Source organism: Mesorhizobium sp. M7A.F.Ca.US.014.04.1.1 (genome assembly GCF_003998745.1).
In the GTDB taxonomy this organism is placed as follows: domain Bacteria; phylum Pseudomonadota; class Alphaproteobacteria; order Rhizobiales; family Rhizobiaceae; genus Mesorhizobium; species Mesorhizobium ciceri.
On sequence record NZ_RZRW01000383.1, the window covers coordinates 1 to 5,679 of the forward strand.

The window sequence follows — 5,679 nt, forward strand, 5'->3', positions numbered from 1 at the left end:
ATCACCATCGCCACGCTGGCGCAGCATGCGCCGGTCGAGAAAGGCCAGATGGTCGCGACGGTGAAGATCATTCCCTTCGCGGTCGGTTCAGCGCTGGTCGACGCTGCGACAGAAATCTGCGCCGCAGGCGAGATCTTTGCCGTCAATGCCTACCGGCCCGTGCGTGTCGGCGTCATCCAGACGGTTCTGCCGGGCATCAAGCCTTCCGTGCTCGACAAGACGCTGCGCGTCACCGAAGCGCGGCTGGCGCGCACCGGCGGCAGGCTGACGGCCGAGCGCCGCACGGCGCATGAGATCGCGCCGGTGGCGGAGGCCACGGCTTCCCTGGTGCGCGACAATGACATGGTGGTGATCTTCGGCGCCTCGGCGATGAGCGATTTCGCCGATGTCATTCCCGCGGCGATCGAGAGGGCGGGCGGTACCGTCGTCCGCGCCGGTATGCCGGTCGATCCCGGCAATCTGCTGGTGCTCGGTACGCTCGGCGGCAAGCACGTCATCGGCGCGCCCGGCTGCGCCCGCAGTCCCAAGGAGAACGGGTTCGATTGGGTGCTGGACCGATTGATCGCCGGTCTCGACGTGACCGCCAGGGATATTGCCGGCATGGGGGTCGGCGGGCTGCTGATGGAAATCCCCACACGGCCGCAGCCGCGCGAACCGCTGCCGGCCAAATCTCAGCTGAAGGTCGGCATCGTGCTGCTGGCGGCCGGCCGGTCGAGCCGCATGGGCGGGCCGAACAAGCTGTTGGCGCTGTTCGACGGCAAGCCGCTGGTGCGCCGCACCGCCGAGCGGGCGCTTGGCTCGAAGGCGTCCAGAACTGTCGTCGTCACCGGCCACCAGCGCGAGCGGGTGCGCGCTGCGCTGGCGGGCCTCGGCGTGACCTTCGCCGACAATCCTGATTTTACCGACGGCTTGTCCACGTCGCTGAAGGCCGGCATTGCCTATCTGCCGGAGGACTCCGCCGGTGTGATGATCGCGCTCGGCGACATGCCCGATATCACGTCCGACGATCTCGACAGCTTGATCGATGCGTTCCGCAAGGGCGGCGGCAATGCGGTGGTCCGCGCTTCGCATGACGGCAAGCGCGGCAATCCGGTGCTGTTGCCGCGTTCGCTGTTTCCGGCGATCGCCCATCTGGAGGGCGACACCGGTGCACGCCATCTGGTCGAGACCGAAGGGCTCGATGTCATCGATGTCGAGATCGGCGCGGCGGCGTCTGTCGATGTCGACACGCGCGAGGCGCTGGAAGGCGCCGGCGGTGTGCTGCAGGATTGACAAACCCAAGCCGAATTACGCATGCGTTGGGTATGTCTTTTCGCCGCCAAATTTTCTGTGCCTTTGCAGTCACGACCGCGTTGCTGTCGTCGGCCGCGCAAAGTCAGACGCTGTCCCTAAAACCCTTCAAGGACGATCTCTTCGCCTATCCGCCCACGCTGTCGTCCGACAGCAACGGTGCCTACACGGTCATCGACTACCGCGAGATGCGCGACATCAACCAGCGTGACCAGGTGCCCGAGCGGCGGGTGAACGCCCAATATACCGACGCCAGCGTGCGCAAGGTGCAGCAGGATCTGTTGCTGAAAACCGACGCCGGCGATATCAGGCATTTCGCCGTCGGCAAGACCGAGGGCGCCGGCATCATCGTGCTTTACCTGCACGGGCAGGGCGGCAGCCGCAAGCAAGGCGTCGACGACTTCACCTTCGGCGGCAATTTCAACCGGCTCAAGAACCTGATGGCCAGCAATGGCGGCCTCTACCTTAGCCCGGATTTTACCGATTTCGGCGACAAGGGAGCAGCGCAGGTGGCAGCGCTGATCGGTCACTATGCCGACCGGTCGCCAGGCGCGAAGATCTTCGTTGCCTGCGGATCGATGGGTGGTGCGCTGTGCTGGAAGCTTGCCGCGCGCAAGGACATGGGCGGCCGCATCAACGGCCTGCTGCTGCTCGGCTCGCTATGGGATGAGAGCTTTTTCACCAGCCCAGCATTCAAGCGCCGTGTGCCGGTCTTTTTCGGCCAGGGCAGTCACGACGTGGTCTTCCCAGTGGCAAATCAGGAGGCATTCTTTCGCTCGATCCTGGCCAAATCGAAGACTTACCCGACCCGTTTCGTTCGTTTCGAGACCGGCACCCATGGCACCCCGATCCGCATGACCGACTGGCGCGGCACGCTCAACTGGATGCTGTCGAAGTCGCCCTGACAGGCTGCCTGCAAGCCCGTGTGACGCTCAAGGCGCAGTGTTGTAGTCGACGACAGTCTCGGGATTTTGCTCGCCGTCATATGATGCATCGACGTCGTACTGGACCAGCGAGAAATTGCCGTTGCGGAACAGATACGTGCCGGCGTCGGAAGCATCGCCGACCCCGCGCCACTTGTTGAACGTGGTGATCGTCTGGGTGGCCTCGTCATAGTCGGAATTGACCGCCCAGCCGGACGTCTGGAAACCGACGATGCTCATGCCCAGCAATTTGCCGTTGCTGTCATTGTTCTCGTAGCGGATGTCCATCTTGGGTTCGGCGAATTGCAATTGCTGCACGGCCGATGTCTCGTCGGTCATATAATAGACCGAGCTTTCATTGTAGGCGGCGGCCGAGCAGGAAAAATGGAACAGCCGCGTCTCCTTGTCGGGGTCGCCGGGCTGCGCATCCTTGTCCTTGTATTTGATTGAAAAGACCGTCGGCTCGTCGGCCAGGAACTGTTTGTCGCACTGGCCGCCATAGGTTGCCAGAAACGCCTTCTTTGCCTGCTCCAGCGCAGTGTCCTTCTTCGGTGGCGGCGGCCCATCGCCGCAGCTTGGCGGCAGCGCCTCCTCGAAATCGGCGGCGGAGGGTTTCAGTGCCCCCTTCTCGATGTGGATCGGATCGAAGGGTGGCTCCGCCTGGATCTGGGCATTCACCTGGCGCAGCGTGTAGCAGCCCGCAAAAACCTTTTCGCCGCCGCTCTTGTCGGTGGCGCGGATGGCGATGGGCACGTTGTAGAAAATGCTGCCGGCCGCCCCTTCGTCGGAAACCGCCCCGGTCAAGACCTCGACCTTGTCGGTGCCGTCATAGCCCTTGACGAAACTGTCGAAATCCTTTGCCGGTTTTGTATCGCCGAAATACCCCCAGGCGCGAGCGAATTCGTGCCGGCTGATGGCGCTGTAGAGCGAACGCACAACAGCATCGGCGCTCGACCGGTCGTCGACATAGGGCGTTTCGCGGGCATCTTCGGCTGCCAAGGTCGTTTGACCGATCGGGGCAAGGGAGAGAAAGGCAGTCGCTGCGAAAAGGGCGCATCTCATCGGGAACCTCCGCTCGATAAGAGGATTCTACGACGGCGATTGCGGCAACGTGGTGACGCGGCGTCGGCGGCCTTGAAAAATCCTGCACGAAGGCGCTACGTCGCGTCCGCCGGCGCTGGGCCGGGCAGGAGATTTGACGTGACGATATCGATGTATGAGGCATCCGTGCCGGTGTTTTCGGCCAGGCTGAAAGCGCTTTCCAATGTGCTTGCGACCGCCGAACAGAATGCGCTGGACCGCAAGATAGACCCGCAGGTTTTTCTGACGGCGCGGCTGGCGCCGGACATGTTCGCCTTGACCAGGCAGGTGCAGATCGCCACCGATCATGCCAAGGGCGCGCCGTCACGGCTCGCCGGCCGCGAAGTGCCGAAATACGAGGACAATGAGGCGAGTTTTGCCGATGTCCAGGCTCGCATCACGAAGACGCTCGACCTTCTCGCGACATTTTCGGCTGCCGAATTCGACGGCTCCGATGACAAGATCATCGAGCTGAAGCTTGGTGGACGCGAAAGCTCGATGCCCGGCCTGCAGTATCTGCTGCATGTGGCCATGCCCAACTTCTATTTCCATCTCACCACGGCTTACGACATCCTTCGCCACAATGGCGTACCGTTGGGCAAGGCGACGTTCCTGGGATCGCGCTAAGGAATTGAATTTTTTGGAGGTGTCCCGGACCGATCCGGGACATCCTGAACACCGGATGCAGCTAGCGAATGGACATTTCGCGGGCGATGCGGGGGAAGTCGGCCGGCTTGATCCCTATGTCGGCGCGGTCGGCATTGCTCATCGAATGAAGCAGCGCGAGCGCCGAGCGGTATCTCAGATGTTCCTGTGGCCGAGGCCGGGCGAACATTTCAGTGAAGAAACCCATGATTCAAGCCCCAAATTGGTCCTCCACGGCTGCCAATATAGGTGAATCGTGACAATTGTGCAGTGCAGCATTTGCATACCTGCCATGTCTTGGCGATTTTTTTCGCCATTTTCCGCAACCGGGTGAAACTTTTGCTGACGCGCATCGTAGCCTCGAATGCTGGCTGCATGGCTGCCACGAGGCGACGGCTAAATTCATTGAGATCGGTGCCATGCATTTTTAACGAGCCGGTTCTATGCTTCGATACCCGAATGGTCGGGCGAGGGGGAGGCTGACATCGCTACTGGCGCCAAGCGGGATTTCGCTTCGTTGCTCGACGACCTCTTCATCGCCCCCGACAAGAATGGCGAGGGCGAAGAGGCCGGCGCTCGTCCATCCATCCCGTTCGACTATCTTTCGGTGGCCGATGAACTCCATTCCGGCCGCATCAAGGTTTCCGCTGCCGAATATCGCGAGGCGGGCGCGGATCTGGCGACCGAATTCGCCGCTTTGCTCGATCATGCCAAGCTGGTTCTCGCCGGCGAAGAGCCAAAGCCCGAGGAGAAACTGCCGCCGATCGATCCCGAAGCCATCGCCGTCGAACTCGGCCTCAATCAGCCCAAGCAGGTCGCCGATTTCGGCCGTATGCGCCGCAGCTTTGCCTTTGCCAACCATCCCGACCGCGTCGCCCCACATTTGCGCCAGCGCGCCATGATCCGCATGCAAGTGGCCAACATGCTGATCGACGAGGCCAAGCGTCGTGCACTGGCCGGTGCTCGCCGCTAACCCGGCTGGTTCACGCAAAAGTCGGCCTGGCGAGGCTTGGAGAGCGGCTCTGCTTTGCCTATAGATGCGGCTCCTCCGCGCAGTCGCGCCAGCCTTCCTCCGGAGCCGAATCCATGCACAAACGCCGTCTCGGTCGGACCGATCTTCTTGTTACCCAGATCTGCCTGGGCTCCATGACCTGGGGCCAGCAGAACACCGAGGCCGAAGGCCACGCCCAGATGGACCTGGCTTTCTCGCGCGGCGTCAATTTCATCGACACCGCCGAGCTCTATCCGATCCCGCCCAAGGCGGAGACGCAGGGGCGGACCGAAAAGATCATCGGCAGCTGGATGAAGGCCAAGGGCAACCGCGACAAGGTGATCTTGGCCTCGAAGGTCGTCGGCCGCACGGCCAACAGCTGGTTTCGCGGCGACAGGCCGTCGCAACTGGTGCGCGCCGATATCTTTGACGCCATCGACAAGTCGCTGACCAAGCTCGGCACCGACTACATCGACCTCTATCAGATCCACTGGCCGGAGCGGGATATCCCCTGGGGCGCCAACCCGACGCGCGTCGGCGCCGTGTCGCCTCGCGCCGATTCCGTCGGCGCACCGGCCGGCGAAACGCCGATCGCCGAGACGCTTGCCGTGTTTGACGAATTGGTGAAGGCAGGAAAGATTCGGCATTTCGGCCTGTCGAACGAGAGTTCCTGGGGCGTGATGCGGTTCCTTGCCGAAGCCGACAAGGGTATCGGCCCGCGCGTCGGGTCGATCCAGAACGCCTATAATC

7 protein-coding genes are annotated in these 5,679 nt (G+C 62.5%); 5 read left to right on the forward strand and 2 right to left on the reverse strand.

Annotated elements, in window-relative coordinates:
* Together EOA22_RS22650 and EOA22_RS22655 are read left to right on the forward strand one after the other, a co-directional pair.
* A partial coding sequence (locus EOA22_RS22650; protein ID WP_127390227.1) for a molybdopterin-binding/glycosyltransferase family 2 protein occupies nt 1-1,272 on the forward strand: 1,272 nt, incomplete at its 5' end.
* A gap of 32 nt (nt 1,273-1,304) precedes the next feature.
* Nucleotides 1,305-2,195, forward strand: coding sequence for a phospholipase (locus EOA22_RS22655; RefSeq protein WP_063167829.1), 891 nt, complete (start codon nt 1,305-1,307; stop codon nt 2,193-2,195).
* Between the two features lie 27 nt (nt 2,196-2,222).
* Here EOA22_RS22655 and EOA22_RS22660 read toward each other — a convergent pair whose 3' ends face one another.
* Nucleotides 2,223-3,275 carry a DUF1176 domain-containing protein gene (locus EOA22_RS22660; protein ID WP_063167830.1) on the reverse strand — a complete coding sequence of 351 codons (1,053 nt, stop codon included), beginning with the start codon at nt 3,273-3,275 and terminating at the stop codon, nt 2,223-2,225.
* Nucleotides 3,276-3,413: 138 nt separating this feature from the next.
* Between EOA22_RS22660 and EOA22_RS22665 the strand changes: the two genes are divergently transcribed.
* Complete coding sequence (locus EOA22_RS22665; RefSeq protein WP_063167831.1) at nt 3,414-3,920, forward strand: DUF1993 family protein; 507 nt, start codon at nt 3,414-3,416, stop codon at nt 3,918-3,920.
* A gap of 61 nt (nt 3,921-3,981) precedes the next feature.
* On the opposite strand, the gene EOA22_RS22670 is transcribed toward EOA22_RS22665, so the two are convergent.
* A complete protein-coding gene (locus tag EOA22_RS22670; RefSeq protein ID WP_023810361.1) occupies nt 3,982-4,146 on the reverse strand; it encodes a hypothetical protein in 165 nt (54 codons plus the stop codon).
* A gap of 309 nt (nt 4,147-4,455) precedes the next feature.
* On the opposite strand from EOA22_RS22670, the gene EOA22_RS22675 reads away from it, so the two are divergent.
* A complete protein-coding gene (locus tag EOA22_RS22675) occupies nt 4,456-4,911 on the forward strand; it encodes a hypothetical protein (protein WP_081714352.1) in 456 nt (151 codons plus the stop codon).
* Between the two features lie 113 nt (nt 4,912-5,024).
* Nucleotides 5,025-5,679 (forward strand): aldo/keto reductase (locus tag EOA22_RS22680; protein WP_206521316.1); only part of this gene is annotated, 655 nt, incomplete at its 3' end.

Excerpts from the sequence above, each read along its gene's own strand:
- EOA22_RS22655 (WP_063167829.1), top strand. The coding sequence starts at position 1,305 with ATGTCTTTTCGCCGCCAAATTTTCTGTGCCTTTGCAGTCACGACCGCG.
- EOA22_RS22670 (WP_023810361.1), bottom strand. The coding sequence starts at position 4,146 with ATGGGTTTCTTCACTGAAATGTTCGCCCGGCCTCGGCCACAGGAACAT.
- EOA22_RS22660 (WP_063167830.1), bottom strand. The coding sequence starts at position 3,275 with ATGAGATGCGCCCTTTTCGCAGCGACTGCCTTTCTCTCCCTTGCCCCG.